Annotated in this window: 24 protein-coding genes; 11 read left to right on the top strand and 13 right to left on the bottom strand. The window is 48.3% G+C overall.

Annotation, left to right across the window (positions count from 1 at the left end):
* Nucleotides 1-8 precede the first annotated feature (8 nt).
* From ACOQOZ_RS11145 to ACOQOZ_RS11165, 5 genes are read right to left on the bottom strand one after another with little or no spacing between them, the layout of a single operon-like run.
* Nucleotides 9-1,085, bottom strand: a complete 1,077-nt coding sequence (locus tag ACOQOZ_RS11145) for a FecCD family ABC transporter permease (protein ID WP_420592348.1) — start codon at nucleotides 1,083-1,085, stop codon at nucleotides 9-11.
* Nucleotides 1,085-1,984, bottom strand: a complete 900-nt coding sequence (locus tag ACOQOZ_RS11150; RefSeq protein WP_420592349.1) for a heme/hemin ABC transporter substrate-binding protein — start codon at nucleotides 1,982-1,984, stop codon at nucleotides 1,085-1,087. Before ACOQOZ_RS11150 ends, ACOQOZ_RS11145 begins: the two co-directional genes overlap by 1 nt.
* Nucleotides 1,974-3,044 (bottom strand): hemin-degrading factor, encoded by a 1,071-nt coding sequence (locus ACOQOZ_RS11155; RefSeq protein WP_420592350.1) that lies wholly within the window; start codon nucleotides 3,042-3,044, stop codon nucleotides 1,974-1,976. Before ACOQOZ_RS11155 ends, ACOQOZ_RS11150 begins: the two co-directional genes overlap by 11 nt.
* A gap of 12 nt (nucleotides 3,045-3,056) precedes the next feature.
* Nucleotides 3,057-4,223, bottom strand: a complete 1,167-nt coding sequence (locus tag ACOQOZ_RS11160; RefSeq protein WP_420592351.1) for an HmuY family protein — start codon at nucleotides 4,221-4,223, stop codon at nucleotides 3,057-3,059.
* Nucleotides 4,224-4,273: 50 nt separating this feature from the next.
* Entirely contained in the window at nucleotides 4,274-6,346 is a 2,073-nt protein-coding gene (locus tag ACOQOZ_RS11165) for a TonB-dependent receptor plug domain-containing protein (RefSeq protein ID WP_420592352.1), read from the bottom strand.
* Between the two features lie 152 nt (nucleotides 6,347-6,498).
* On the opposite strand from ACOQOZ_RS11165, the gene ACOQOZ_RS11170 reads away from it, so the two are divergent.
* The 6 genes from ACOQOZ_RS11170 to ACOQOZ_RS11195 all read left to right on the top strand — a co-directional run bounded on the left by ACOQOZ_RS11170 (nucleotide 6,499) and on the right by ACOQOZ_RS11195 (nucleotide 9,928).
* Nucleotides 6,499-6,864, top strand: a complete 366-nt coding sequence (locus ACOQOZ_RS11170) for a hypothetical protein (protein WP_420592353.1) — start codon at nucleotides 6,499-6,501, stop codon at nucleotides 6,862-6,864.
* On the top strand, nucleotides 6,857-7,228 hold the full coding sequence (locus ACOQOZ_RS11175) for a hypothetical protein (RefSeq protein ID WP_420592354.1): 372 nt from the start codon (nucleotides 6,857-6,859) through the stop codon (nucleotides 7,226-7,228). Before ACOQOZ_RS11170 ends, ACOQOZ_RS11175 begins: the two co-directional genes overlap by 8 nt.
* Nucleotides 7,229-7,270: 42 nt before the next feature.
* Nucleotides 7,271-7,981, top strand: a complete 711-nt coding sequence (locus ACOQOZ_RS11180) for an ABC transporter permease (RefSeq protein WP_420592355.1) — start codon at nucleotides 7,271-7,273, stop codon at nucleotides 7,979-7,981.
* A complete protein-coding gene (locus ACOQOZ_RS11185) occupies nucleotides 7,978-8,835 on the top strand; it encodes a helix-turn-helix transcriptional regulator (RefSeq protein WP_420592356.1) in 858 nt (285 codons plus the stop codon). The genes ACOQOZ_RS11180 and ACOQOZ_RS11185 overlap by 4 nt, the downstream gene beginning before the upstream one ends.
* 95 nt (nucleotides 8,836-8,930) lie before the next feature.
* A complete protein-coding gene (locus tag ACOQOZ_RS11190) occupies nucleotides 8,931-9,509 on the top strand; it encodes a YbhB/YbcL family Raf kinase inhibitor-like protein (RefSeq protein ID WP_420592357.1) in 579 nt (192 codons plus the stop codon).
* 59 nt (nucleotides 9,510-9,568) lie between these two features.
* The gene (locus ACOQOZ_RS11195) at nucleotides 9,569-9,928 is read left to right on the top strand and encodes a hypothetical protein (RefSeq protein WP_420592358.1); all 360 of its coding nucleotides are present in this window, start codon (nucleotides 9,569-9,571) and stop codon (nucleotides 9,926-9,928) included.
* Between the two features lie 21 nt (nucleotides 9,929-9,949).
* Here the strand turns inward: ACOQOZ_RS11195 and ACOQOZ_RS11200 are convergent, their stop codons facing one another.
* Nucleotides 9,950-11,584: a DUF4124 domain-containing protein gene (locus ACOQOZ_RS11200; protein WP_420592359.1), complete on the bottom strand. Its 1,635-nt coding sequence runs from the start codon at nucleotides 11,582-11,584 to the stop codon at nucleotides 9,950-9,952.
* Nucleotides 11,585-11,753: 169 nt separating this feature from the next.
* Here ACOQOZ_RS11200 and ACOQOZ_RS11205 point away from each other — a divergent pair, with 169 nt between their 5' ends.
* Nucleotides 11,754-12,215 (top strand): hypothetical protein, encoded by a 462-nt coding sequence (locus tag ACOQOZ_RS11205; protein WP_420592360.1) that lies wholly within the window; start codon nucleotides 11,754-11,756, stop codon nucleotides 12,213-12,215.
* Nucleotides 12,216-12,338: 123 nt separating this feature from the next.
* Complete coding sequence (fldB, locus tag ACOQOZ_RS11210) at nucleotides 12,339-12,872, top strand: flavodoxin FldB (protein ID WP_420592361.1); 534 nt, start codon at nucleotides 12,339-12,341, stop codon at nucleotides 12,870-12,872.
* Nucleotides 12,873-12,936: 64 nt separating this feature from the next.
* Here the strand turns inward: fldB and ACOQOZ_RS11215 are convergent, their stop codons facing one another.
* Complete coding sequence (locus ACOQOZ_RS11215) at nucleotides 12,937-14,055, bottom strand: 4Fe-4S dicluster domain-containing protein (protein WP_420592362.1); 1,119 nt, start codon at nucleotides 14,053-14,055, stop codon at nucleotides 12,937-12,939.
* A gap of 232 nt (nucleotides 14,056-14,287) precedes the next feature.
* On the opposite strand from ACOQOZ_RS11215, the gene ACOQOZ_RS11220 reads away from it, so the two are divergent.
* Nucleotides 14,288-15,064 (top strand): substrate-binding periplasmic protein, encoded by a 777-nt coding sequence (locus ACOQOZ_RS11220; protein ID WP_420592363.1) that lies wholly within the window; start codon nucleotides 14,288-14,290, stop codon nucleotides 15,062-15,064.
* 5 nt (nucleotides 15,065-15,069) lie between these two features.
* Here ACOQOZ_RS11220 and ACOQOZ_RS11225 read toward each other — a convergent pair whose 3' ends face one another.
* The 6 genes from ACOQOZ_RS11225 to ACOQOZ_RS11250 all read right to left on the bottom strand — a co-directional run bounded on the left by ACOQOZ_RS11225 (nucleotide 15,070) and on the right by ACOQOZ_RS11250 (nucleotide 22,957).
* Complete coding sequence (locus tag ACOQOZ_RS11225; RefSeq protein WP_420592364.1) at nucleotides 15,070-15,996, bottom strand: LysR family transcriptional regulator; 927 nt, start codon at nucleotides 15,994-15,996, stop codon at nucleotides 15,070-15,072.
* Nucleotides 15,997-16,101: 105 nt separating this feature from the next.
* Nucleotides 16,102-16,605 (bottom strand): NUDIX domain-containing protein, encoded by a 504-nt coding sequence (locus tag ACOQOZ_RS11230; RefSeq protein ID WP_420592365.1) that lies wholly within the window; start codon nucleotides 16,603-16,605, stop codon nucleotides 16,102-16,104.
* A 53-nt stretch (nucleotides 16,606-16,658) separates the two neighbouring features.
* Nucleotides 16,659-18,458, bottom strand: coding sequence for an ExeM/NucH family extracellular endonuclease (locus tag ACOQOZ_RS11235; protein ID WP_420592366.1), 1,800 nt, complete (start codon nucleotides 18,456-18,458; stop codon nucleotides 16,659-16,661).
* A complete protein-coding gene (locus ACOQOZ_RS11240; RefSeq protein WP_420592367.1) occupies nucleotides 18,443-19,447 on the bottom strand; it encodes a CobW family GTP-binding protein in 1,005 nt (334 codons plus the stop codon). The genes ACOQOZ_RS11235 and ACOQOZ_RS11240 overlap by 16 nt, the downstream gene beginning before the upstream one ends.
* Nucleotides 19,448-19,721: 274 nt before the next feature.
* Nucleotides 19,722-22,232, bottom strand: a complete 2,511-nt coding sequence (locus tag ACOQOZ_RS11245) for an ABC transporter permease (protein WP_420592368.1) — start codon at nucleotides 22,230-22,232, stop codon at nucleotides 19,722-19,724.
* Complete coding sequence (locus ACOQOZ_RS11250) at nucleotides 22,229-22,957, bottom strand: ABC transporter ATP-binding protein (protein ID WP_420592369.1); 729 nt, start codon at nucleotides 22,955-22,957, stop codon at nucleotides 22,229-22,231. Before ACOQOZ_RS11250 ends, ACOQOZ_RS11245 begins: the two co-directional genes overlap by 4 nt.
* On the opposite strand from ACOQOZ_RS11250, the gene ACOQOZ_RS11255 reads away from it, so the two are divergent.
* Nucleotides 22,944-23,636: an arylesterase gene (locus ACOQOZ_RS11255; RefSeq protein ID WP_420592370.1), complete on the top strand. Its 693-nt coding sequence runs from the start codon at nucleotides 22,944-22,946 to the stop codon at nucleotides 23,634-23,636. The two genes, ACOQOZ_RS11250 and ACOQOZ_RS11255, sit on opposite strands and share 14 nt — an antisense overlap.
* Before the next feature lie 51 nt (nucleotides 23,637-23,687).
* Entirely contained in the window at nucleotides 23,688-26,051 is a 2,364-nt protein-coding gene (locus tag ACOQOZ_RS11260; RefSeq protein ID WP_420592371.1) for a putative bifunctional diguanylate cyclase/phosphodiesterase, read from the top strand.
* The last annotated feature ends 14 nt before the right edge of the window (nucleotides 26,052-26,065 follow it).

The raw sequence follows: 26,065 nt of genomic DNA on the forward strand, positions 1-26,065 counted from the left end.
CCGGTTGATCAACTGCTGCGAACCGATTTAATTTGTTGGGTTAACAGCAATAAAAATACCGGTCCACCGAGAATCGCCATCACCAGCCCCACCGGAATATCTGCCGGGGCTAACCAGGTGCGGGCAATCAGATCTGCCAGCAATAATAAAGCGGCACCACAAATCATACTGGCAGGCACCAGCTGGCGATGATCAGGCCCGAGCAATAACCGCATTAAATGTGGCACCACCAGACCAATAAAACCAATCATGCCAGCGACTGCGACACCAGCTCCCACCATTAAGGCGGCTGCGGCTAATAAAATAAATTTACCGCGCTGAACCTGAAACCCCAGATGAGTCGCAACGGCTTCGCCCATTAATAACGCATTTAATAAACGAGAAAATCCGGGCAAGACCAATAACGGTAACAATACACACAGAAATAACGCAGAAATCTCCGGCCAGCGACCGTATGCCAGACTGCCCATCGACCAAAAGGTCATTGAACGTAATTGCTGATCATCAGCCACATACGTCAGAATGCCGGTTAACGCCCCGGTAATAACATTAATGGCAACCCCGGCGAGTAATAACATCGCAATTTGTGTCTGGCCATTAATGGTACCCAACCGATAAATAATCAGGCTGACCAGCATAGCTCCCATAAAAGCAGCCAGGGGGAGTGCAAAAACTCCGGTCAGCTGCACCCAGAAGGCCAGCAAGCTATTACTCAGTACAATTACCGCAACCGCTGCCAAAGCGGCACCACTGGACACACCAATTAAACCGGGATCGGCCAGTGGATTACGGAAAATTCCCTGGGTAATTACCCCTGCTACGGCCAAACCAGCGCCGATAAGAATCGCCATCACCGCACGAGGCAATCGTAATTCACGAATCACCCAATCGGCCTGCCCCTGTATGTCAGCGCCGCTGATGGCATTAACCAGCGATTGCAGCACCTGAGAAAAGTCCATCGGAATTGGTCCGGACGACAATGCCAGTAAAAACAAAAATACAAAGGTAATTACCAGCAATCCGGCCTGCCAGCTATAAGCGGGAGCAGAGCCGGAAAAAGTCAGTAACCTCCGGGCCAGCTGCATTAATTACTACCGGCAACGGGTTGTGGATACAACACAGTAACCAGCTGTTCAACCGCTTCAGCCAGACGTGGACCAAAGCCCAGTACAACCGAAGTATTAACCGCGTGAATACGGTTATTTTTCTGGGCATCTGTCATCGCCAGCGATGTCTTCAACGCAGCAGGGTCAGCTGGACCGGTATAAGCCACCAATACAACTTCCGGGTTCGCCAGTAATGCACCTTCCGCAGAAACCGGCTTATAACCTTCATAATCCATCACATTATTGGCCGACAATAAATCCAGCATTGCCTGAGCCTGGGTGTTTTTTCCGGCAGCCATTAAACCGCGATTACCCGCTCCGAGAATAAACAGGGATTTTGGGGCAACACCCTGCGGAATTTCGGCTAATGCCCGTTCGGTTTGCTGGCGAATTTTTTGCTGTAATTGTTCACCTTGTTGCGACTTCCCTAACGCCTGTGCGACCTGACCAACCTTAGTCAACACTCCATCGAGGCTGTATTCATTCTGAATACGTACCACTTTAACTCCCGCCTGCTGCAGTTGAGTAAATACATCGGCGGGCCCGGCATCCTGAGAGGCAATCACCACGTCGGGTTGCATGGATAAAATACCTTCCGTCGATAAGCGTCGCATATAACCTACATCCGGTAATTCACTGGCAGCTTTTGGGTAGCGACTGGTGGTATCAACAGCAACCAGCTGATCACCGGCACCCAGCGCATACACTATTTCAGTAATTGAACCATCAATACTGATAATGCGCGGCTGTTTGCTGCTTTCGGCTATGGTATTTACACTGGTACTAACGTCGGTATTCGCAAAAATAAACGCACTGAAAAAAACCGTCAAAGCCGTACAGACTTTAATTACACGAGAAAAAATACGATCAGCTGACACGGCCAGACTCCTGTTGGTATTGTGCAATTAACTCCTGTAATAACTCGCGCCAACCTGCCATTTCCGGCTTGCCATTTTCACGTTCACCGAATAACAGTACTAACTGCTTTCCATGCGCATCAAATGCTTCCAGCGAGGTGATAATACCGTCAGAGGTTGGTTTACGAACCAGCCACAACTGGCTGATCATCTCGGTATTAGCGTGCAGGTTAAATCCCGGATCAAGAATATTAAACCAGGGGCCGGTACGTAGTAATTTATTAATCACACCCGTGTGAATCTGAACCACACCATCACTGCCAACAAAGACCATAATCGATTGCTGTCGCTCAGCCGCTTTTTCCAGTGCTTTTTCAAACGCCAGAGGTGCGAGCGGTAAAGCGTAATCCGTTCCGATTGTCTGGTACGCAGGAACACGCGATAGGTTGTGTTTTTTCAGTAACGCCTGAAAGTGATGGACGTCTTTCAGTTCATCCCAGCCTTGGCGTAACGCAGCAGCATCAAGTTCGTCCGGCGCCGTTAATAAATCCTCTGCGGCACTAGCCGGTTTTATCTCCGGTGCTTGCTGAAGTTCTGCCCGATAACGCGCCACCAGTTCTTCAAACTCTTGAATATCGGTGCCCTCTTTGGCATAGATTTTATGAACTGCTTCTCCCTGAGCATTAAAAAACTGCAGGCTGCGGCGCATGCCCTGATCCAGTTTTTCCTGAACATAAAAGCCATGTACAAACCGACTGAAAAACAATCGCAAATCAATCACACCTAACGCCAGCCCCATATTGCCGTGAATCGACAAGTCTTTATATTGGCCGGTTTTTTCATGCACCATGGCGTCGTTACGTGTCAGCGCCATAACGGTGCCCAGCGCTTCTACTTCGGTCAGCAGCCTTTTGAAATCACCCGCCAATAAAGTTACCTGTTCACCGCCCAGCTGCAGGGCCAATAAATCGGCTTCGCTTACGCCAAGCTTTTCCGCAGCATTGCGAATGCGTAACTTAGGCTCTTTAGCAAGCAGTTGCTGCCACTGCTGTAGCAGACTTTGTTGTTTTTCAGTCGTCATAACTACTTCCTTTTATTGTGCAGCAACTTTTTTAAAACGAATTTCCGGCGTTCCGGACTCACCCAAACCGTAATAGTTAATGATTTGCAGCGTATATTTCTCCGAGGCATCTGACGTTTTATCGGTATCAATCAGATAAGTGCGGTAATTCGGTTTTAATTGATGGCGACCCGACAGGTTATAGGCATACCAGCTGCTGCTGTCGAACACACTTTCAGCACGATCAGCACTGTAGTGCGATTTAATATCACGACCATTAATGGTTGTGGCGCTGGTCAGAGCGCTGGCAGCGTCTTTGGTTTGTGGGCCAAATGCAGCACCATTACCATCACCAAACACTCCGCCATTGGTCCACAGGCCAGTTCCGGAACGGGAAATCTCCAGTCGTAAATCCCAATTAGCCGATTCGCTGTCACAATCCACTTTTGCTTTGCTATCCAGATCGAGACATAACAGCGACTGACCCGAACTCATGGCTGCTGCCAGGGTTTGTTCGCCACCGGCAAACTGATTGGTATTGGCAGCCTGTGTTTCTAACTTTAATTCAACACTGTAAGTACGATCTGGCTGAGGAGTCAGACTGGAGAAATAGAATTTTGAGTAGGTTGCGCCATCCGCATGGCGTACTAACCAGGCATTATTGGTGTTGGCCGATAAGGTATGGGTCTCACGATTATAGGTGTACCAGTCTGCGCCTTTAATTGCAGGTTTATTGGCATCCTGAACAAAGGTTAATGCCGCAATATCATAAACTTTTGTCAGGTCTGCCTCATATTGTCCTGCAGCCGCATTCAGGAAGATGTTATCAACAGGCTTATCGTTGCTATAGAATTCATCCTGAGCATCCGCCACCGCGATCTGTACATTTCCTTTTCCGGAAGCACCACCATTTGAACGAACGGTGTTGCGGCGGAATGCCAGGTGCCAATCGCTGGAATCAGCCGCCTGCTCTGCTGTCAGAGTCACCGTTTGTTTGCGATCAAGATTGACGTAAGCCCAGTTCTCACGACTGACTGCGTTAACTTTTAAACTGGAAAAATCGGCAGCAGGAGAGCCATTCTCGCCATTATCCTGGTTGCCCGAATTACCCGAAGAGTTGCCAGAAGAGCTGCTGGAGTCAGAACCACAGCCGGTTAATACCACCGACAGAACAACCGTAGATAGCAGAACTTTTTTCATAATATTCTCCCCAATACTGATTTAATTTAATGAATTGAATTAAGATTTTTTTAAAAGGAATAAGACAGGCCGATATACGGGAATCGTCCACGACTTGGTCGTCGGTCAGATGCATCGCTGGTATTCCGCACAACATCGTTCAGGTTGTTAATACCGCCGTAAAAACCGAGCGTTTTATTCAGGTTAAAATCCGTCTTCAGATCCCAGCGCTGATATCCGGGACTGACATTTCGTTTCGCCACGTCGGTATAGAACTCACTCTGATATTCACCCGACAGCGTTATATTCCAGCGATAGCTGATATCCCAAAGCAGCAATAACTTGATGCTGCGTCGTGAACGGTTGGGCAGCGCCTGATGTTTTTCCAGATCGCGGGCGTCGAGATAATTAAAAGAAATCTGCTGTTGGAAACCGGAAAAAGGTGAATGCTGAACACTCATGCCATAGCCGCGAGTCATGGCCTTGGGGAAATTGGTCGATTCATAAATGGCGACTCTGCCATTGTCTTCACGACGACCGGTATCCACCGCTTCAATCAGATCTGTGATGCGGTTATGAAAGGCGGATAACTCAACATTGATGGCGTTATTATCGGTAATATTCAGCGATGCCTGAACACTGCGGGATTTCTCCGGCGTCAGTTCTTCCGACCCCAGCACTTTGTATCCATTTACGCTGTGATCAAATTCGAAATAACTTTCTTTCAGATTCGGTGCCCGATAGCCAGCAGCCACACCACCGCGTAACTGAATACTCCAGTCATCAAGCAAGAAGCCGTGACGAATGTTCAGGCTGGGAGCCGTGTGATCTCCAAAACGACTGTCGTTTTGCCAACGAGCCCCCAGAGACAACTCACTGTCAGCCAGCAGCGGCACGGTACTCTGAACAAAGGCTTCGGTTGTGCTGCGGGTTTCCAGTTTTACTTCTTCGGTGTGATGTAAAAACGTGCCATTACCAAGATCATCAACCCGTTTTACTCCAGGCTCCTGAACCCCGGATAATTTTACCTCGGCTTTATTCTGCGATAAGTCTTCCTGATACCATTCAACACCACTGACCACAGAAGCCAAGCCTGCGCCCCATTGCTGTGGCAACCAACTCCATTGCAAAGCGGCTTTTTTCTGGTGTGTTTTGGCATCGCGATACAGATTGCCCGAGGTAATCTGCGGATCATTTTTCAACTGATCGGATTTATCCCGCTGGCTTTCATACAGTCCGGAAAACGCCAGTGTATGAGCTACAGATAACGACCAGTTATTGTGTACGCTGATATGGTCGCGATCTAATTGTTCAAATTTTTTAGCGTTAAAATTCCCTTTTGCTTCGGTGCGATAAGCAGTGTCTTCAACAAAACGCTTTAACGTCAGCCGGTGATCGGACCACTCCCCCTGGTGACTGACCGCCAACTGATAGTTACTTTTTTCGCCATCAAATCCGTTGCTGCGGTAATTGTCTTTATTCAGGTCAAAATCATCAGCCTGGCGCTGATCAAGGCCCAATTTCCAGTTCAGCCCGGCCCACTGGCTGTAAACATCGGCTGCTAGATGTCGCTCACCCGGGTGATTGTCACCCTGAACTTCACGCTCGCCAAAGGTGCCCACATCGGCACGCACGCGCCCGCCGAAGCGATTGTCGGTTTTACGGGTAATCACGTTAATGACCCCACCCATGGCCGCACTGCCATACTGTGAAGAGCCAGCGCCGGGGACAATTTCGATGCGCTCGATATCAAGTGAAGACACTTGTGACACATCAACCGTTGAGCCCGTTGTTGCAGTAACCGGCAAGCCATCCACCAGGATCAAAACCCGGTTTCCATCAAATCCTTGTAAATAAACCTGCTCACCGGTTTTGCCATGAACCTCGCGCAATTGCACACCAGGCATGATGCGTAATGCATCACGCAGATCGCGCGTGTGTAATTTTTCGATAGTGGCTTTATCCAGCAATTGTGTTCTGACCGGAGTATCGGCCAATGTACGTTCAATACGCCCTGCTGTAACCACAACATCAGACAGGTTAAACGGCAGATCTGCAGACTCATCCTGAGCAAACGAAACATCCCAGGCGGCAAACAGAGAGAGCAATCCCCCGATCTGCAGCACACCAACATGCTTATTCATAATCTTATCTAAAACTTAACGAGATTCATTTGCATTTATACAAATACAATAGATAAAAATGATTCTCAACTAGATTTACAAAATTAAGAAACCTGCTGTACTGCTTCTGCGGGTCTGATATTCTGCTGCAAAGCCAAGCAGGAGCCGCCGTAGTGGCGAAAGATCAAGCCGATATCCTCCACCCAAACGCCCCTCACAAAGACGAACCTCTGGACAGCGTTTCGTTAACGCCCGACTCAGCGGTTTCGGGTTGGCGTTTGTGGCTGCAGCAGCGCGCCGAAAACGAGCGTGCCAACTTACGTTTATTTGTCAGTGGCGCCGCCGCATTTTTTGTTGGTCTGGGTGGCGTGTTGTATGCCGATCAACGCCTGCTGCCGTCGATTACCCAGGAATTACTGGCCGGTAGTGGCTTGTTCCTCAGTGCTGTGGGCGGCCTGCTGGCATTATCCGGATATATATTATTGAGCTTTTCGCGAATTTTTCGTGTAGTTCGCACAGATGAGAAAAACCATGACTGAACGCTTTCCCGATATCGAAATTTACCTGATGAAAGCAGAAGCCGCTGCAGTAAAAAACTGGCTTAATTCGGCTCTTGGTGAACTGACCGAGATAAAATCCGGTGCAACCTGCCACTGGCAATTTGCCGGTATGGATGTATTTTTTACCGAGCAGGCGGAAAAAAACTTCTCCAGTTTATGGTTTAAACAAAATCAGACTCCCTGGTTAACTGACCTCGATTGTGCCCGTGCCGCACATGCCGCTCTCGGTTGTGAAGTGCGTTGCTCCGATTCCGGCTGGGAAGAAGAGGAAGGCGATGAACAGGCAGGTCAGGGCTGGATAAAACTGATTCGCGGCGAAGAAAAAAGCTTTATCTGGAAGTAATCACAAGCACGCTCAGCCGTGTAATTATTGGAGGAATTCATCGTGGCAACCATTTCCTGGTTCGAACTGGCATGGTGTCTGATACCGGTGTTGCTGGTGTGTGCGATTTATATCTCCTGGCAAGGAAAACCGAGCGAAATACTGTTTGCTGCTGCACGTATGTCGGTACAACTGATTGCCGTCGGTTATGTATTAATCAGCATATTTAATAATCCATCCCCCTGGATCAGCCTGGGCATTGTCAGCCTGATGATGGTGGTTGCTGCATGGATTTCTGTTCGCCCGGTACGCCATCATAAAGGGTATTTTATTCCGGCATTAATTGCGTTATCGGTGTCGGTTGGTATCCACTTGTTAATTTCTCTGGCGCTGGTTTTAAAGGCCGACAGCTGGTTTGAGCCACGATTATTAATTCCATTAGCGGGGATGTATTTCGCTAACAGCATGAATTCCATCAGCCTCGCTGCCGAGCGTTATCACTCGGAATTACACGCTCAGGTTGAAGAGCCAAAAGCCAGACTGACAGCATTTCATGCCGCGATGATTCCACAAATTAATGGCCTGCTGGCTGTTGGTCTGGTTGCCCTGCCCGGCATGATGACAGGACAGATTCTATCGGGAGTTTCACCGCTGATTGCCGTGCGCTATCAGATTATGATTATGACCATGGTGCTTGGCGCGGCTGGTGTTGGTGCTGCACTGATGTTGTATATTCTGGGGAAATCCCGCCGCAATCAGCAGTCACATTTATGACGACTCTGCAATCACTGGCTGATTGTGTCAGTCACTATACTGAGCAACAACAACCGTTGCCGTTTTCAGTGTTTCGCTGCTATCAACCACAGCAGCTGCACCAGGTTCCCATTCTGTCACCAACATTTATTTTTGTACTGCGCGGCCAAAAACAACTGAATAATCGCCAGACCGCCAATGCCGGTGATTTTATTTTTCTGCACGGCGGAAAAAACGTCATGCTGAGTAATATTCCGGATCAACAGCAATATCTGGCGCTGGTACTGGAACTGCAGCCTCAGGATAAATTGGCCGCCCCACCATCGCGATCAGAGATCAACTCCACCTTTGTGACGGAATCGGTTACCCGCTATTCAGCCGATCAGTCTGGTCATGACTTTATTGCTGTTATTCCGGATATCGTACTGACCAGCCTGCAACAAATGGCCGACTGGTCGGTGCAGGTCGATCACAGTCAATGGTATATCCGCCGGCGGGAAATCCTGCAGCTATTACTGGACGAGGGTTATCATCAGATATCACAGGCATTCAGTAATGATTTATTCAGCACAAAGGTCACCCATCTGCTGCAGCAACAACCACAGAAAAACTGGAGCCAGGCCGATCTGTGTCAGCAACTGGCTATCAGTGAAGCGACTCTGAGGCGTCGTTTGTTAGCCGAAAACACCAGCTTTCGGGAACTGTTAGAAAGTGTTCGTATGAGTGTTGGCCTGGATTTATTACAAACCACTCAGCTACCAATCAACCTGGTGGCGGAACGTTGTGGCTATCTGTCTGCCAGCCGTTTTGCCGAGCGCTTTAAGCAACGTTTCCGGCTAACACCATCACAACTGCGTAAAACCCAGTCCGCCTGAAACTGACGTTTCCCAGCGAGAATCTGACGTTTTGCGGCGACTGAGCTTTTTTCCTCTGATTAACATGGTTCAACCAATTTAATTGAGGAATTATTGTGAATATTCAATCACTCTCGGCGATAAAACTGGCTTCTGCCGCGACTTTTTTCTGTCTGACATTTAATGCCTTAACAGCTACGGCATTAACATTAAACAGTCAGGATATTCAGCACGGCAAACCGATGACAAAGCAACAGGAGTTTCAGGGATTTGGCTGTAACGGTGACAATCGGTCGCCGCAGCTCAGCTGGTCAGATGTCCCTCAGGACACCAAAAGCTTTGCGCTCACGGTTTATGACCCGGACGCTCCAACCGGCAGTGGTTGGTGGCACTGGCAATTAGTGGATATCCCGGCCGAGCAAACCGGGTTAAAAGCCAACGCTGGCGCAGCAGATAATAGCGGCATCCCGGAAGGTAGCCGACAAATACGCAATGACTATGGTATTGCCGGGTTTGGTGGCGCTTGTCCTCCTCAGGGCCACGGTACACACAGATACCGTTTCACATTACACGCTTTATCTATCGACAAGCTGCCACTTCCGGAGAACCCATCAGCCGCGCTGGTTGGTTATATGATTGGTGCCCACAGCATTAAAACAACCACTCTGGAAGCGAGCTATCGTCGCGATAAATAAGTTTGTGGGTGTTATGATCCGCCATCATATATGAACAAAGGCATCATTCGCGGATACCCATGCTGAAACTGATTAAAAACAACTGGGCCCAGCTTACCACCTTGGTGCTGGCAGTGGTCACCTTAGTTTCGTTATATCCAGCCGACCAGCTCCCACAAGTGCCGGGCAGTGATAAAACCCATCACCTGATCAGTTACGCCTTAGTGATATTCCCAGCGGCACTGGCCAAACCCAGGTATTTGTTGATGATTGCTTTGGCCGTATTCGCCTGGAGCGGTGCGATTGAATTAATCCAGCCCCATGTTAACCGCTATGGTGAGTGGCTGGACCTGGCTGCCAATGGCGCCGGTGTTGCGATTGGTTTAATCGCCGGCTGGTTGCTGAACAGATGGCTACTGAATAAACGCACCGGCGACTGATATCCGCACGATCACCTGATATTACCGATACGATGCCAGTGTGTTCGCGAAATTTTTTGCCTCAACATTACCCAGCTGCGCTGACTTATCCAGATAGCGCAGCGCATCTTTCATACGTCCCCAGTGATAATATGAGCCGCCAATTTCCAGCAGCGCCTGACTGTCGTTTGGTTTCAGCTCAAGGTATTGCAGCCATAGTTTGGTAATGGCATTCCAGTCCTGATTTTTCTTAATAATGACGTAGTCGATGCGTTGATATAATTTAAATTCATTCGGCTTTAGTTCAATCGCTTTACGTAACTCTTTTTCGGCAGCGGCATAATCGCCAAGGTTAAAAAAGTAATCCGAACGGTGGTAATAAACGTTGTAATGGCCTGGGGCAATATCACGTGCCAGATCAATTAAACGCAGATTTTTCTGACGCTGGCTGGCGTCTTTATCGCCAGCAGCTTCATACGCCAGATGCTGGGCAATATCCTGCTTATGTCGAGTAATGGTTTTATCAGCGGGCTTTAATGCTGTCGCCAGCGCAATCGCATCTGCCGCCTTCGGATAATCCTTCACCCTGAAATAGCTATAGGCCAGCTTGTCGTAAAACTTCGCGTCTTCGCCGTTCAGGCTGATGGCTTTGAGTAACGAAGGAATGGCTTCGCGGTATTTTTCCTTTTTATACAAAGCCCTGCCCAGGGAGTAATGTAATTCCGGACACTCCTGCAGTTGTGGGTCCTGCAGTGCTTTATTCACCACGCTTATTGCCGTCGATGTACGATTTTCACGTATGGCCCTATCGACAACGTCTACCACCGGAATTGCAGCCAGGCAAAGCAGAGACGGATGCTTTGGCATCGCCGGTTCATATTCCTGAACAATCGCAATCATATCCTGATAAGAACCTCCCCAGCGCGGCTTGGCAAAGTTCATCCGAATATTACCGAGTGAATAACTGTACGGATGTAGGCGTACACCCTGCTCAATTTTTTGTTGTGCAACCAGCTTGTTGTCACTGAGTAAATAAATGGAATAGGCCAGACGAAATGCATAAGGAATTTTGGTGCTGCGTTTTAACACCACGTCGATATCGGTACGGGCTTTTTGCAGATAATTCTGCATGGCTTTTATCTGTGTATACTCAGTTTCGCTGGCCCAGCGACTGCCACGGGCCTGCCAGGCCTTGGCATAATGATACTGAGCGCGCGCCAGATAAGGCTGATAACTGGCCGGAGCCGAGGCCAGCCAGCGGCGAATATGTTCGGCCATTTGCTCTGTCGGAACATCAAAACTGCGATACGCATTTACTTCATCGGATTCTGCCTCCGGGTTTTGCTGGCGCAACTGGCTGAGCAACGTCAGGCGCTGCTTTAAGCGCACATAATCACCGCGATACAACATGGCTCTGACCTGCAGTATCTGGCTTTTTGACTGTAGCTTAGTGCTGTTGAAATCTGTTCCGGGAGATGTCACCGGTGGTTTCGCTGCAGCAGCAACCTTGTTACGCGCCGCACCTGATGATGCTTTCAGTTGCTTCACCTGATTTTTCTGCTTGCTGGCGGGTGGCTTATCCGAGAAATGAACCTTACCTTTTTCGTCCGTCCATTTATAAATTCCGGCAAAGGTGGAAGTGCAGAAAAACAGCGAGCATATGATGAGAAAGCGCATAACAATCATCCTTGATATATCAAACACTAATCTAACATAACGGAATCTGCTCCCCCAAGCGGCTGTAGTCTGCTGCTTCTGACTGATATTTACAGAATTCCTCACTCCAGAAACTTGCAAATGCGAATTATTATCATTAGAGTAAGTGACATTATCGCAGGAGATGCCTATGTCACTTTCAGCTCAGGATAACAACGTTGTAGCTCTGCACAGCTTTCGCAAGTTTGCACCACCTACACGCGTCAGCCGCCAACAACTCTTTCAGAGCGGTCAGGATCACGCCATCCGCCGTCTGGAAATGCTGGAAAGCCGTATACAGCGCTACGGTGGTGATATTCTGCATCCGGAATGGATTGATGAATACATTGATCTTGGCCTGGAGCTGGCTGAACACGCAGGACAACGTAACTTTCAGCCGTTGCAGGAAAGCTGGCTGAAGCGCATCTACCGAACCCTGCGCGATACGGCATTTAATCTCGATTGCCATGAAAACTGGCGGCAGCAGTGTCTGGATTTTTTATACCAGCCATTTTTTGCACTGCAGCATTTTTATCGGGAGCAACCAAACGGCAAGCTGAAAATCCGCTTGCTGTTTAAAGATTTATCAATGATTACACGTTACGTGGTTTAGCGATTTTTAGTCGTATCAGTCGCCAAAACGTAACAACACCAGATGGATTGAGGGGTGCAGGGATGCCATTTACTCAAACTAAACAACAACCGTATACAGTGCGTTTGCACTCTTGAGGAAGACATGCAAAGAATCGGATTAATCTTTGGTACCGATACCGGAAACACCGAAGAAGTCGCTAATAAACTGCAGGAAAAAATCGACTGGGCAATTGTTGACCTGCATGACATCGCTACCTGTGCCGTGGAAGATATTCAGCAATACCCGGTACTGATTCTGGGTATTCCAACCTGGGACTTCGGCGGTATTCAGGCTGACTGGGAAGATTTCTGGCCGATTCTTGAAGACATGAGCTTTGCAGGAAAAATCGTAGCGCTATACGGGTTAGGAGATCAGTTCGGTTATGGTAACTATTTTCTGGATGCCATGGGCTTACTGCATGACGCGGTACGCGATCGTGGTGCAACCATCATAGGTCACTTCTCAACGGAAGGCTTCGACTTTGAAGAGTCGAAAGCACTGACTGAAGACGGCGAGCACTTTGTTGGGTTGGGCCTGGATGAAGACCAGCAATTCGAGTTATCTGACGGTCGTATTGATACCTGGTTAAAACAGATTCATGTTGAACTGGATAACTTGCAGGCATTGTCAGCGTAAGTTCTGCTCTTGCCTCATGATCAGAAATAAAAAAGGCCAGATTTAATCTGGCCTTTTTTATAGGTTATTGACTCCCAGGCTGGAAAAACAGAGCTTTCCCACCATCCCCCTCGTTATAAACCGTCTGATCTATCGCCGTGATTTCAGTATCAAACTCGCGTTTAAAAATACGCTTTTGCTGTTTCCGGAATAATTTTTCGACGATTTTTTCATTACTCCAGGGACACACTTTCAGACAAATTCCACAACCATAATTATCCGTCATATAAGGCATACATTTGTCGAAATCGACGTAGAATTTTTCACTGCCGCGCACCATTTTTTTGCCATCTGAAATAGCATCCGGCGGACAAGCTTTCGTGCATATCTGGCACTTCAGACAAAAATCATCCACACCAAATTCAGGTGCCTCATCGCACTCCAGTTGCAAGGTGGTGTAAACACAAGCGATACGGAAGTTGGCACCCAGCTTAGGGTTAATCAACGATCCGTGCTTGCCTAATTCACCAATACCCGCTTCGATTGCTGCGGGCGTCAGCGTAAACTCACCCGCTTCCGGCCCACCATGACCATAAGCGTGATAACCCTGATCGAGAATCCATTCCGCCAGCTGTACCGCGATATCCGACCCCTGGTTATATTGATTGGCGATCTCTTTAGAAAAAGCCCAGGCAGGAGCCGATTGAAAGCATTCTTTATCGTGTTGTACCGCCATCACAATCAGGGTTAAACGATCGTCATTCATCGCTTGCTGCGCCCACGCTGGTAACTCGTAGCCATCAAAAATCCATTCCGGACGCAAGCGCGTTACACCAACAGTGTCCGCGCCCAGAGTGATGGCCCTGTCTTTAACCTGAGCTAACGGATTATCGGTCAGTGGTGTGACCACCGGATTGGGTTGGCGTTTCTTAAGCTGTTTTTTACGTTTTTTCATACGCAGAAAATGCCCGGCAATATCACGGTGCTGCAAAATCATCCGTGGACGGAAGCGTGACTGAAACAACAGCTGAACAAACTTATAACGAATGTATTTCAGCCGATGCCACAATATCGGGCTGGGTGGCCGCCACTGCGCTTCTCCTAAACCATTAATTTCGTTGCCGGAAACCGACGGCTTCAGGAACTGATAAATCCAGGGCGGCTGATAGCCCTGTTCGGTTTGTTTACCAAGCCAGAATCCCATGGTGCTACTCATCGTTTTTATTGTTGGTTCCAAGCTTATCCGTGGCGAAAAACAAAACCGAATAGCAAACCGTTATTTGCAAAATGCGAAACAGGTATTCAACGGGGCAATAGCAGTGTTACAGCAAAGACGCCCGGTAATAACAGAAGTATTAATGACTATTCAAAGGATCAGCAGAGATTGTGATGACAGCTAGACTAAGGGATATCTGCTGAGCTGATGAGGCGCTGATATGAGGCCGCTTTTCAAGTCACTGAACCTGATTAAAACGCTATTGTTTGTGCTATTAAGCCCGGTTGCGGCTCACACAGCCGCCGAAAGCGAGTCATTTACCTTCGTTACCGAATCTTATCCGCCCTATAACTTTGTCGAATCCGGCAAACTGCAAGGTATTGCCGTCGATTTGTTAGTCAGCGCCAGCCGCCAAACCGAAAAGCCGGTTACGGCAAACGACATTCATCTGCTGCCCTGGCCCAGAGCGTATAAAATGGCATTGGAAGGACCTGATACGGTTTTGTTCTCTACCACCCGCACACAGCAACGCGAAGATCTGTTCCATTGGGTTGGACCCATCACTACAACCCGTATTGTCTTGCTGGCACGAGCATCAGATCAGGTAACCATTAACTCTCTTGCCGATATCCGCGGTTATACCATTGGCGCCATTCGTGACGATGTCGGAGATCAGCTGATCCGCTCTGCGGGCGTCAAACCCGAAGCTATCAAAAATATTGCCAATGCGACCTCTCTGGCCAAAATGCTGGCGAAAGGCCGGATTGATTTATGGGCCTATGAAGAGAATGTGGCGCGCTGGTACATCAAAACGGCAGGGCTGAATAACGCCAATTTCAAAGCCGTTTATACGCTGAAAGAAAGTGAACTCTACTACACATTCAGTAAGGATATTGATCGTCGACGTGTGAAGTCATTACAACAAGCCATTGATCAGATTCGTTCCGATCAACAGCAATACCAGAATATTATTAATCGTTATTTATCCATGCCCTGAATGTTTTAATCATTAATCAGAGCCGGTTGTGAAAACCATCGCTGGCGAAACGTTTGGGTTATTATTTCACGAATATAACCGTGCAATTTGTCCTGGTCTTTTATTGCTCCCCAGTACAGTTTGTAATTCAGCGGACTGTCGAACCAGGAAGTATTGAGCTGTACCACATCGTTGGCCAGATATCCGGCCAGCTGCGCTGGCGCTAACACAATATAATCGCTGCGTTGTAACAGCGAGAATGCTGCATCAATATCCGGTGTGGTGACGATTCTGCTGCGCTGCAAACCCCGTGCAGCCAACTGACGGTCATAAGCACAATCATCGTCAAGCCCGGAGCCTTTAATCACAATATGGGGGAATTCCAGTAGCTGAGATTCACTGACATCCAGAGAGTTACTTGCCAATGGATGTCCGCGGCGACAATAAAAATACAACTGGTCTTCAGACAGAACACATTCTTTTACGTGATTAGGACATTCCGACAGATAACCAAACGCCAGGTCAAGATCGCCACTTTTGAGCTTAGCTGCGACATCATCAGACCAATAGCTGTAGCTGAACTCCATATTTGGCGCCGTGGTCAAAATACCAGTGGGTAAATTACTCATTCCAAACTTGCTAACAAAATCGGGAGCACAGAATGCAAACCGGCCACGTGCCTGTTGCGGCTCCAGCGGTTCAACCGCATCCAGTGTCTGGTGAATTTCTTCGAACAGCGGCGCCAGTTTTGATACCAGCAACTCGGTTTTTGGCGTTGGGATCAACTCATCTTTCTGGCGAACGAACAAACGATCCTGATACTGATCACGCAGCTTCTGCAACGTACGACTCATGGAAGGCTGCGTAACTCCGGCAATGGTTGCCGCGCGGGTTACACTACGCTCGCGATACAATAAAAACAGGCTTTGTAAGGCGTTAAGATCTTGTTTCATCAGGTCTCTCCGGTATAGGCGGAGTATACCCAGTCACAGGGGGATTGGCCTGGTAGAGTCAGGCCAGACAGCATGCGAATTATGCATACAGGTTATAGCACCTGATTATTCGACAGAGATGTTATCCAACCAGCGCTGCACAATCTGACCGGTCGCAGTGCCCCAGCCTTTCAGCTTATCGCGGCTGATGATTTTGGCTGCATCCAGCTCTTTTTCATCCAGCACAATGGTGCCCGAGGCACGTACATAAAAACCAATAATCAACTGGTTGAACTCCTCACCGCTATAGCCTTTACCGTTAAATAACTCAAAGCCAATAAATTCAGCAGTTTTACCCACCAGCCCCAGCTCTTCTTCGGTTTCACGTAATGCACATTGCTCCGGAGTTTCACCACGCTCAAGAAAACCCGTGATAATGCTGTAGGCTTTGGGAGGCCAGTTTTTATTATGCGCCAGCACAATGCCTTCGTCGGTTTCAACCACCACAGCAACCACAGGAGTCGGATTATCCCAATGAACAAAACCACAACGCTGACTGCAGAGAATTCGCTGCTCGCCATCGTGTTCAGCTGTTTCCAGCTCAGCGGTGCAGTTTGGGCAAAATTTCATATCAACCTCAATGTCAGATAAAACGTTAAAAGCTCAGGTTTAACGGTTAAGGATTAAAAACTAAGCGTTAAAATCTGAGGATCATGATCAGATGATCTCAGATACGGCGCAAGGTCAGTGTCAGCTTTATTGTCTTCAACCAATGAAACAGTCTTTTCAGATTCTGTAGAGTTAATGTGCCAGCTAACGAACTGTCGTGGTTTAAGTCCCTGACTGCTCTGGTCTCTTATTTGATACAGAATATGATCCAGGCTGCCTAAGCGCCCCCGAAAGCGATATGAAAAGCCTGGAGCTGTATTCAGATCTGCGGCATTTCGCCAGCCCTGACGATGGAAGACCTGTAACGGCTGTTCCTGCTTATAGGCATTAAAATCTCCCAGTAGCAACTGAATATCACTCCCCTGAAAATCGAGCATTTTTTCTGCAATTGCCATCGCAGCCCGGCTGCGCTTCAGATTGCAATTGCCACTGCCATTGCGCTGTTTTTTGGTTTCTTTACAGCTGGACCCTTTAGATTTCAGGTGCACTGTGGCAATAGCCAGACTGGTATTTTGATAACGGAACTTCTGAATAATAACCGGGCGATTACCATAATCGTCAAACAGAGCTTTACCTTGGCCATCAAGGACGGAGTTTTTCTTATTCAGAACACTGGCTTTACCGACGGTAGCCACTTTATTGGAGCGATAGATTATGGCGTTGCGAATTGAATCCGTTCCCATATAGCCCGCGTGAACCGCACGATAGAATAGCTTTTTGTCTTGTTGTTGATTTAACTGGCTGATAAGAAACTGCAATGCACTATCCGCTTCATAGCCATCGTTTTCGATCTCGTTCAACACCAGAATATCAGCGTTTATCGCCAGAATGGCCTGCTCTATACCGCGGCTTTGGTGTTCAAACTCAGCTGTATTTTTTGCACCACGGGAACCTTTAAAGCTTGTTCCTGATAATGTGCGTTCACCATTAAAATAGTTATTCAGATTAAAACTGGCGACCACCAGCTCTGTTTGCTCGTCGTAAACCGAAGGTGTGGGTCGTTTGGATGCAATCAGCTGATGATCATCAATATATAACCTTGGCCAGACCCGCCCCTTTTTATCCTTTTTTGCATAACCATGAACCACACCGGTTAAGCGTTGAAACTGATCACCAATACGCATGGCTTTATTGTTCGCTAATCCTGCTAATAACAACTGATCCTGTAACCAGCTCCTGTGCAAACGTTTGGCTTGGTTAGATTCCGGCACTGCAATTTGTGTTGGCTGGTAATGCAGCTGACTGGAAATCACCACCTCGCTATACCGAACATAACCTTTGCCGCGACCATTAAAACCCGACACTACAGCAACAGAATTATCGGACGTCCCAAAATTATCAGAGTTGCCAGCAAGTAACTCCACCCGCATACCTTCATACTTTTCCCAGCTCTTTTTGGGAGTCAGAGGTAATTGAATTTTCTGAGGAGCGGGAAGTTTTACAGAACCACAGCTCAGGATGTTGTGGATATCACTCAACTGGGTGACCTGACGTTTTTCTTTTACTCTACCGGCAATACGAACCAGCTTTCCGGGTGACAAATGTTTTGCCTGGAGTTTAGAGGCGTGAATAAACAAGCCTTCCGAGGTTTTTGGATTATTATCCTGTTGATGGTCCGGCGTTTGAATCCAGAAACCGAAGTCTGCCAATCGAGTAACAACACCTTCGGTTTCGAGTTGTTGCCCCTGTAATGGACTGAAGCGCTGATCACTTTGAATCTTATAAATGGGAGTAAAAGGAGCGCCACATTCCATCGCAGTAGCCGAAGCCACCAGCGACAGAAGTAACCAAACAAACGTTATCCGGCTAAACACGCCAGTAATGCCTGCTGTAATTCAGCTTCATCCAGTGAATCTGAACTGATCAGCTCTAAACGGCTTTCATCCAACGAACGGGTTGGCATCTCGGATAACACACCTTCACGCAGATTAAATACGTACGCGCCTTGCTGGGTGTTGATCAGTCCTTTAGCACGCTCAATATCTAATCCAGACAACCAGTCACGTAGCTTTTCCAGACAAAAGGTTTTATCTCCCGCAATTAACCACCCCAGAGAGAAATGTCCCTGGCCATGATTACTCAGGGTGCGAATTTCTTCGCCTTGCTGCAGTGGCGTTTGCGAATCTAACCCTGAATCCTTTTTATCGTTACCATGGTTATGGTCGTGCGCATGAGGATGAACGGCCAAACGCTGTTTGTCTGCCGAATAAGCCAATAACGCGATATCAACTTCACCCTGAGTGATCCAGGCATTGGCTGCTTTAACCGGCTGCGAGTTATTCAGCAGGTTTTCGAAATTCGTTTTATCGTCTTCATTGGCCAGATCGGTTTTATTCGCTACCAGCACGTCGGCCAACTGAATCTGATCAACAAAGGTTTCATGCTGGGTGTAACGTCTGTCTTTCAGGTGACGAGGGTCTATCAGGCAAACACTCGCGCCCAGTTCTAATACACCGTCATAGTGCTCGTTACGCAGGGTTTCCAGAATATTACGAGGATGCCCTAAACCGGTTGGTTCAATTAGCAACACGTCCGGCTTTTCTTTGGCGATTAACAGGTTGAGTCCCATTTGAAATGGCAGCCCGGAAACACAACACAAACAGCCACCCGGGATTTCTTTGGTGACGACGTTATCGTATTCGCCGGTTTGTGACTCGAGGATGGCACCATCGACTCCCACTTCACCAAATTCATTCACCAGCACAGCCCACTTTTCGGACTCTGGCTTTTGCTTTAATAAATTCAGGATGGCGGTGGTTTTTCCCACCCCTAAAAACCCGGTAATAATATGGGTTCGGATCACTCGCCTTTTCTCCAAGATGTGAAAATACTCTTTTTATTGAAGGGTGCTTTATTACTTTTTCGATGGAGTAGCAGGATGCTACGGCAGGATCAAGGGCCAGGGATGGCCCACTGATCCGGCAGGAGAAAAAGTAATGAAGTACGCTCCGATGAAAAGGAGGAAGGTATATTTTTTTGTCCGCCGGATCGGACAGCACATCCCTGTGCTGGCGATCCTAACGCGATGTCCTATCGCTGCTATAAAAAATATACCTCCCACCTTTATCGGTGCTGAATCAGTCCAGCTCTCTTAATACGGTTAATGGCGCAACATTTACCGCGGCCCGCATTAAATAAGAACCTAACACAATTAACACAACCGCCGTTAATGGCGGCAGCCATAACCAGGCCCAACCCAGCCCCATAAATACACCGTCATAAGGAATATTCAGCAGGAACTGATACAAACCAAACACAATGGCTTCGCCGCCCAGCAGAGCTAAAAGCGCCGATAACAAACCTAACAAGGTGAACTCAGTTATCTGAGCGCGACGAATCACTGAACTTCCCGCTCCCAGTGTCCGTAAGATCGCCCCTTCCCTTAATCGTTCCGTTAAGCTGGCAATCAACGTGGCCACCATTACCAATGCTGCGGCAATCAGTACAAAGGTCAGAATTAACTCAACCGCGAGGCTCACCTGTGCCAGTAATGTTTGAATCTGGCCAAGAACAATCTGCATATCCAGCAGAGTGACACTCGGAAAATCACGAATTAACTGGGTTAGCTGCTCCTGTTTGCCAGGCGGAACATAAAAGCTGGTTAAGAAACTACCCGGCAACTGATCCAGAACATCCGGCGAAAACATCATATAGAAGTTCGGCGATAACGAGCCCCAGTCCACTTCACGAATACTGGAAATTGTCGCCTGGAAATCCACGCCCCCCGCACGGAAGAATAAGGTATCTCCCAAGCCAACGCCCAAACGACCAGCCAGACGCTGTTCAATCGAAACCTGATTTTTTTCGGTTAATATCGCCTGCCAATCACCTTCAATAATCCGGTTAGAATCCGGCAGCTTGGTATCCGACGTTAACGCCAGATCACGGTTAATCGCCGGATCAGAAGCAACATCCAGCTGCTGCACATCCTGGTCGTTAATTTTTAACAGCCGACCCGGCACCATGGTGTATAACCGCTCTGCACGATAACCAGCCTCTTCAATACGCTGATTAAACTCTTCTTTTTCGTACGGCTGAATATTGATCGCAAATACGTTCGGCGCATCATCTGGCAAACTCGCCTGCCAATCCGCCAGCAAATCGTTACGTACCACACCAATCACAACCATCACCATCAGCGTCAGTGAAAATGCCAGAATTTGTCCGGCGGTCTGGCGACTATTACGACTCAGATGTTGCCAGGCAAAACGTAGGGTTAATGGTAAGTCCACCTGCCCCAATCGCTTACGCAACGTGGCAATCAACAGATGTAACAAACTCAGCAGAATTAATACTACGGCACCACCACCAAGCATCATACCCAGCGTTAACGGCAGATCCTGAGTGAAGAACCATAACAATAAAGTTAATGCCGCCAGTGCCAATAAGGTGATTAACCAACCGGATAATGGCACCGGTGTTAAATCACGACGCAACACTCGTAACGGCGTCACCCGGGACAACGGCAGAATATACGGCAAGGCAAAACCGAATAAGGTTAATACGCCGCTGCTGGCACCTAACAACCAGGCAGAAATGGGCGCCGAAGGTAAATTTTCAGGCAATACACCCTGCAATAATTCAATCAGTGCTTGCTGCAATAACGCCGCAAAACCACCACCAATAACGATGGCGACCACAGCCAGCATCACCAGCTGAAATGCATAAATGCGATACACCTGAGATTGCTGCAAACCAAAGGTTCGCATCAGCGCACTGATATCAAAATGACGTTGGGCATAACGCTGGGCACAAATGGCAACAGCAATACTGGCCAATACCACCGCCAGTAAAGCCGCCAGGCCTAAGTAACGGCGTGCGCGATCGAGCGCATTCGACATCGCCTGATTGCTGTCCTGTAAGGATTCAAAACTCTGATTGGCTTCCAGCTGCCAGGAATCGCGCATTTGTTGCAACGCTGGCTGATCACCTTTTAGCAACAACCGATATTGCAGGCGGCTACCCGGCCCTAACAAAGAAGAGTTTTCCACTTCCTGCCAATGGATCATGACCCTTGGTGACAGAGTATAAAAATTCCCCCCGCGATCACTTTCTTCCAGAATCACAGCCGAAATGCGGTATTCAGAATCTCCCAGTTCAATCTGATCACCCACTTCTGCACCCAGCAATGCCAGCAACCTTGGCTCCACCCAGACCTCCCCCGGTTGTGGTCCACGCTGCACCAGTCGCTGTGACGCTTCGTCGTTATAGGCCTGATCAGAGACCAATAAGCGGCCACGTAACGGATAACCATCATCCACCGCTTTAATCGCCGCCAGCGACATCTCATCGCCTTTTAGCACCACACTGGGGAAGGTTAAAGTGCGTGCGGTTTCAATTCCGGCCTGTTGCGCCTCAAGACGCCAGTCGTCGTTAATTAAGCTGGTCGACTTTAATCTCAGATCGGCACCCAACAAATCGTTGGAGCGAGACTGCATCGCCAGATCAAGACGGGCGCTGAATAGTGCAATGGCGGTTGTTGACGTTACCGCAATCAACAGCGCCACCAGAATCAGGGTCAATTCACCACTGCGGGCTTCGCGCATCAATAACCGCAGCGATAACGCCCACTGCTGAAAGATACTCATTGGCCAGCTCCCCTTGTGTGTAACTGGCCATCAATCATTTCCACCTGACGACCACAGCGGGCCGCCAGTTCCGGATCATGGGTCACCAAAACCAGAGTGGTGCCTTTGTCCTTATTCATCTGAAACAACAGCTCTTCCACCTGATGGCCAGTATTACGGTCCAGGTTACCGGTTGGTTCATCGGCAAATAGAATCTCCGGAGAACCAGCAAAGGCGCGGGCAATCGCCACCCGTTGTTGCTCACCACCTGAGAGCTGCGCCGGGTAATGCGTTTCGCGCTCTGCCAGCCCCACCTGAGCCATCAGCTCCTGCGCCTGACTTCGGGCATTTTTTTCACCACGAATCTCCAGCGGCAACATCACATTTTCCAGTGCGGTCAGGCCAGGTAATAACTGGAAATTCTGAAACACAAACGACACACCTTTGGCACGTACCGCAGCGCGCTGATCTTCGTTTAATTGATCAATACGCTGGCCTAATAAACTGATTTCACCCGAGCTTGGCTGATCCAGTCCGGCCATCAAACCCAGTAACGTAGATTTACCACTTCCTGAAGCACCAATAATGGCAACACTCTCGCCGGACTTGATCTCAATATCGACGCCCTGCAAGATGGCCAGTTCCTGACTGCCCGCCTGTACGCGTTTTTCCAATGCGCGAATATTCAGGGCGGCATTTGTCGAAACTGTTGTATCGCTGGAGATTGTTGCCGTGGCTGTTGTCATATCGATTCGTAACCTGTGTTGGCTGCCATTAATGGCTGTGCTGTTCAGTCTTTTTTCTTTGCAAAGTATGGCTCAAGACGCTGATTCCGGCGCTGACCCGGCCGCAAAAAACAAGGCTAAAACTATCTTAGTATTGGGAGACAGCATTAGTGCCGGATTTGGCATTCCGATGCAACAGGGATGGGTCGCTTTGCTCAGTAAAGAATTGCAACGAAACGACGCGAAAATTCAGGTGATTAACGCCAGCATCAGTGGCGACACCACTCAGGGGGGCGTAAGCCGGTTACCAGGGCTGTTAGCGAAACACCAACCGGATCTGGTGATCATTGAGCTGGGTGGCAACGACGGCCTGCGCGGTACGCCAATTAAGCTGATTAAGCACAATTTGACGACTTTAATACAACTTTCCCGTGAGGCCGGTAGCGACATATTATTAGCTGGCATGCAGATTCCGCCCAACTACGGGCGCAAATATACCCAGTCTTTCCGTGAGATATTTCCTACACTGGCACAACAACACAACACCCTGCTGGTGCCCTTTATCCTGCAAAAAGTTGTGGAAAAACAAGGGCTGATGCAGGCCGATGGAATTCACCCAACTGCCGAAGCTCAGCCGCTGTTATTACAATCTGTTTTACCTGCGGTAACAAGCTGGCTGAAGGACACTCCACCAGCCTGAAATCGCTACCTATACTGATACCTGGCTTCAGCAATTATGTGCCGGGTATCTATGTCAGCGATCGCCAGATCTCCTTCTTCTCCTGACTCTCAGGATTTGCCGAAAAAGAAGAAGCAATCAGTAACATCACAACGCTATTTGCTGGCTGTGTGGCTGATAGCGACATTCGGATTAATTGCTAACCTCGCCTTTCAATGGCAGAACAACCAGCGCCTGTTCGAACAACGGCTGGACTTCACCCACCAACTGTACCTTGATCATTTTCTGTATTCGGCCAACAATGCAGCCTGGTTACAACAGCCACTGACCAATGAGCCTGACGCAATTGCTTTATTCGTTAGCCCGGACGGGCTGCTCCTCAGAGCTGATCCTGAACAACCCGGGCTACAGCATTTATTAGGGGAAGAGATCCCCCTCAGAATGTTAAGCCCGATTCAAAACAACGCATCCACGAAAACCGTAATCGCACTGCCGGATGTCGCCAGTGATCAGACACGACTGGCGCGGGTTTCAGTCTTACCGGGCGATAACATCTTTATGGTCGTCTCTTTACCGGAAACACTGCGCACCAACGCGTTTATTCAGCGTTCTGCGTACGACATCGCTATCTGGGCACTGCTAACCCTTGCCGTTGTTTTGATCTTCGCCAACATGAAAAAACACCTGCACCGCACCAAAACCCGGGAGGAAACGTATTTAAAAGCTCTAAACAAAGCTGAGCAAAGATCAGCCCTACTGATGAACAATATCCCCGGCTGTGCCTATAAAATCAACTACCCTCATCACCGGATTATGCTGACGACCAGCGGTTGCAAAGATATTCTCGGTGAAGACAGCCAGGAGTTAATTAATCACAAGAAAACCATGCTGGACTATATTCATCCAGATGAGCGTCAGAAGTACCTCAAAGAAATCGAATACCACGTACAATCACAAACCAGCTTTGAGCTGATTTACCGTATTGTTCTCGATAATCAGGACTTCCGCTGGGTTATGAACCGCGGACAAATCGTTGTCGAGAAAGATCGTCAGTTAACCATAGAAGGGCTTTTACTCGACGTTACTGACCACAAGCTGTCCCAACAACAAGTGGAATATCTGGCAACCCGCGATCCGTTAACGGAATTGGCCAATCGTTATTTCTTCAACGACGAACTGATAAGGCAACTTCACTCCGATAACGTCCAGGAACTCTCTTTTGCACTGTTATTTATTGATCTTGATCGCTTTAAAACCATCAACGACTCACTTGGCCACCAGGTAGGTGACAAACTACTGAAGCAAGCGGCAGATCGCCTTAAAACAATTCAGGACAAAAACCACCTGGTCGCCCGGCTTGGCGGTGATGAATTTATCGTGATGCTGAAAGATCCGGACAGCAAACGTGAAATTACAGAATTAGCAGACAACATTATCAGAACACTCAACCAGGTATATCAGGTGGAATACAACCGCCTGAATACTTCCTGCAGTATTGGTATCAGTTTGTTTCCACAGGACTCCAGTGACCCACATGAGTTAATTCGTCATGCCGACACTGCAATGTATAAGGCTAAAGACAAGGGGGGAAACTGCTACGAGTTCTTTACTGATGAAATGAACCATCAGGCCAATGCCCGTTTAAGTCTGGAAAATGATTTACGCAAAGCGATTCAGAATCAGGAATTCGAATTGTATTACCAGCCCCAGGTCGCAACCCGGGACAACCAGTTGCTGGGAGCCGAAGCACTGATTCGCTGGAGGCATCCAACTCAGGGACAAATATCCCCGGCGGATTTTGTTCCTATTGCGGAAGAAACCGGACTGATAAAAGAAATCGGTAAGTGGGCGTTAATGGAAGCCTGTAGCACCTTCTCAAGCTGGAACAAAGCTTATGGGCTTGATTTAAAAATCGCGGTGAACGTATCAGTCAGGCAGTTGGATGATTTGTTCGTTGCCCAGGTTCAGGACACGTTAAATAAAACCCGAATTGATCCCAGTAATCTGGAGCTGGAAATCACCGAAAGCTTATTGATGAATAATGTTAAGGGATATATCGAACTGCTCGAGCGTATCAAGCGCCAGGGAATCAACTTCGCCATGGATGATTTTGGCACCGGATATTCTTCGCTAAGCTACCTTAAACAATTCCCGATCAGTAAACTCAAAATCGACCGGGAATTTATTCGTGAAATCAATAATGATCAGGACGATGCCGCTATAGTCCGTGCCATTATCGCTATGGCCAAGACACTGAACCTGGGCATTGTGGCTGAGGGAATTGAAAATATTGATCAGTTGTCACTGCTGCAGGATCTCAATTGTGACAGTTACCAGGGGTTTTATTTCAGTCGTCCTCTACCCAAAGATGATTTTTTTACTCAATATATCGAGCCAGAGAAAAGTATGACCATGCCCGAAAGGGCGATCAATTGAGTAATAAAGCCAAA

This window comes from Bacterioplanoides sp. (assembly GCF_965219715.1).
Taxonomy (GTDB): Bacteria; Pseudomonadota; Gammaproteobacteria; order Pseudomonadales; family Oceanobacteraceae; genus Bacterioplanoides.

What these genes read in the sequence shown, in the direction of transcription:
- ACOQOZ_RS11195 (WP_420592358.1), top strand. Translation starts at nt 9,569, where the DNA reads ATGCTGAAACTGATTAAAAACAACTGGGCCCAGCTTACCACCTTGGTG.
- ACOQOZ_RS11165 (WP_420592352.1), bottom strand. Translation starts at nt 6,346, where the DNA reads ATGAATAAGCATGTTGGTGTGCTGCAGATCGGGGGATTGCTCTCTCTG.
- ACOQOZ_RS11230 (WP_420592365.1), bottom strand. Translation starts at nt 16,605, where the DNA reads ATGAAATTTTGCCCAAACTGCACCGCTGAGCTGGAAACAGCTGAACAC.
- ACOQOZ_RS11215 (WP_420592362.1), bottom strand. Translation starts at nt 14,055, where the DNA reads ATGGGATTCTGGCTTGGTAAACAAACCGAACAGGGCTATCAGCCGCCC.
- ACOQOZ_RS11145 (WP_420592348.1), bottom strand. Translation starts at nt 1,085, where the DNA reads ATGCAGCTGGCCCGGAGGTTACTGACTTTTTCCGGCTCTGCTCCCGCT.
- ACOQOZ_RS11225 (WP_420592364.1), bottom strand. Translation starts at nt 15,996, where the DNA reads ATGAAACAAGATCTTAACGCCTTACAAAGCCTGTTTTTATTGTATCGC.
- fldB (WP_420592361.1), top strand. Translation starts at nt 12,339, where the DNA reads ATGCAAAGAATCGGATTAATCTTTGGTACCGATACCGGAAACACCGAA.
- ACOQOZ_RS11200 (WP_420592359.1), bottom strand. Translation starts at nt 11,584, where the DNA reads ATGCGCTTTCTCATCATATGCTCGCTGTTTTTCTGCACTTCCACCTTT.
- ACOQOZ_RS11185 (WP_420592356.1), top strand. Translation starts at nt 7,978, where the DNA reads ATGACGACTCTGCAATCACTGGCTGATTGTGTCAGTCACTATACTGAG.
- ACOQOZ_RS11205 (WP_420592360.1), top strand. Translation starts at nt 11,754, where the DNA reads ATGTCACTTTCAGCTCAGGATAACAACGTTGTAGCTCTGCACAGCTTT.
- ACOQOZ_RS11220 (WP_420592363.1), top strand. Translation starts at nt 14,288, where the DNA reads ATGAGGCCGCTTTTCAAGTCACTGAACCTGATTAAAACGCTATTGTTT.
- ACOQOZ_RS11175 (WP_420592354.1), top strand. Translation starts at nt 6,857, where the DNA reads ATGACTGAACGCTTTCCCGATATCGAAATTTACCTGATGAAAGCAGAA.
- ACOQOZ_RS11245 (WP_420592368.1), bottom strand. Translation starts at nt 22,232, where the DNA reads ATGAGTATCTTTCAGCAGTGGGCGTTATCGCTGCGGTTATTGATGCGC.
- ACOQOZ_RS11260 (WP_420592371.1), top strand. Translation starts at nt 23,688, where the DNA reads ATGTCAGCGATCGCCAGATCTCCTTCTTCTCCTGACTCTCAGGATTTG.
- ACOQOZ_RS11160 (WP_420592351.1), bottom strand. Translation starts at nt 4,223, where the DNA reads ATGAAAAAAGTTCTGCTATCTACGGTTGTTCTGTCGGTGGTATTAACC.
- ACOQOZ_RS11250 (WP_420592369.1), bottom strand. Translation starts at nt 22,957, where the DNA reads ATGACAACAGCCACGGCAACAATCTCCAGCGATACAACAGTTTCGACA.
- ACOQOZ_RS11155 (WP_420592350.1), bottom strand. Translation starts at nt 3,044, where the DNA reads ATGACGACTGAAAAACAACAAAGTCTGCTACAGCAGTGGCAGCAACTG.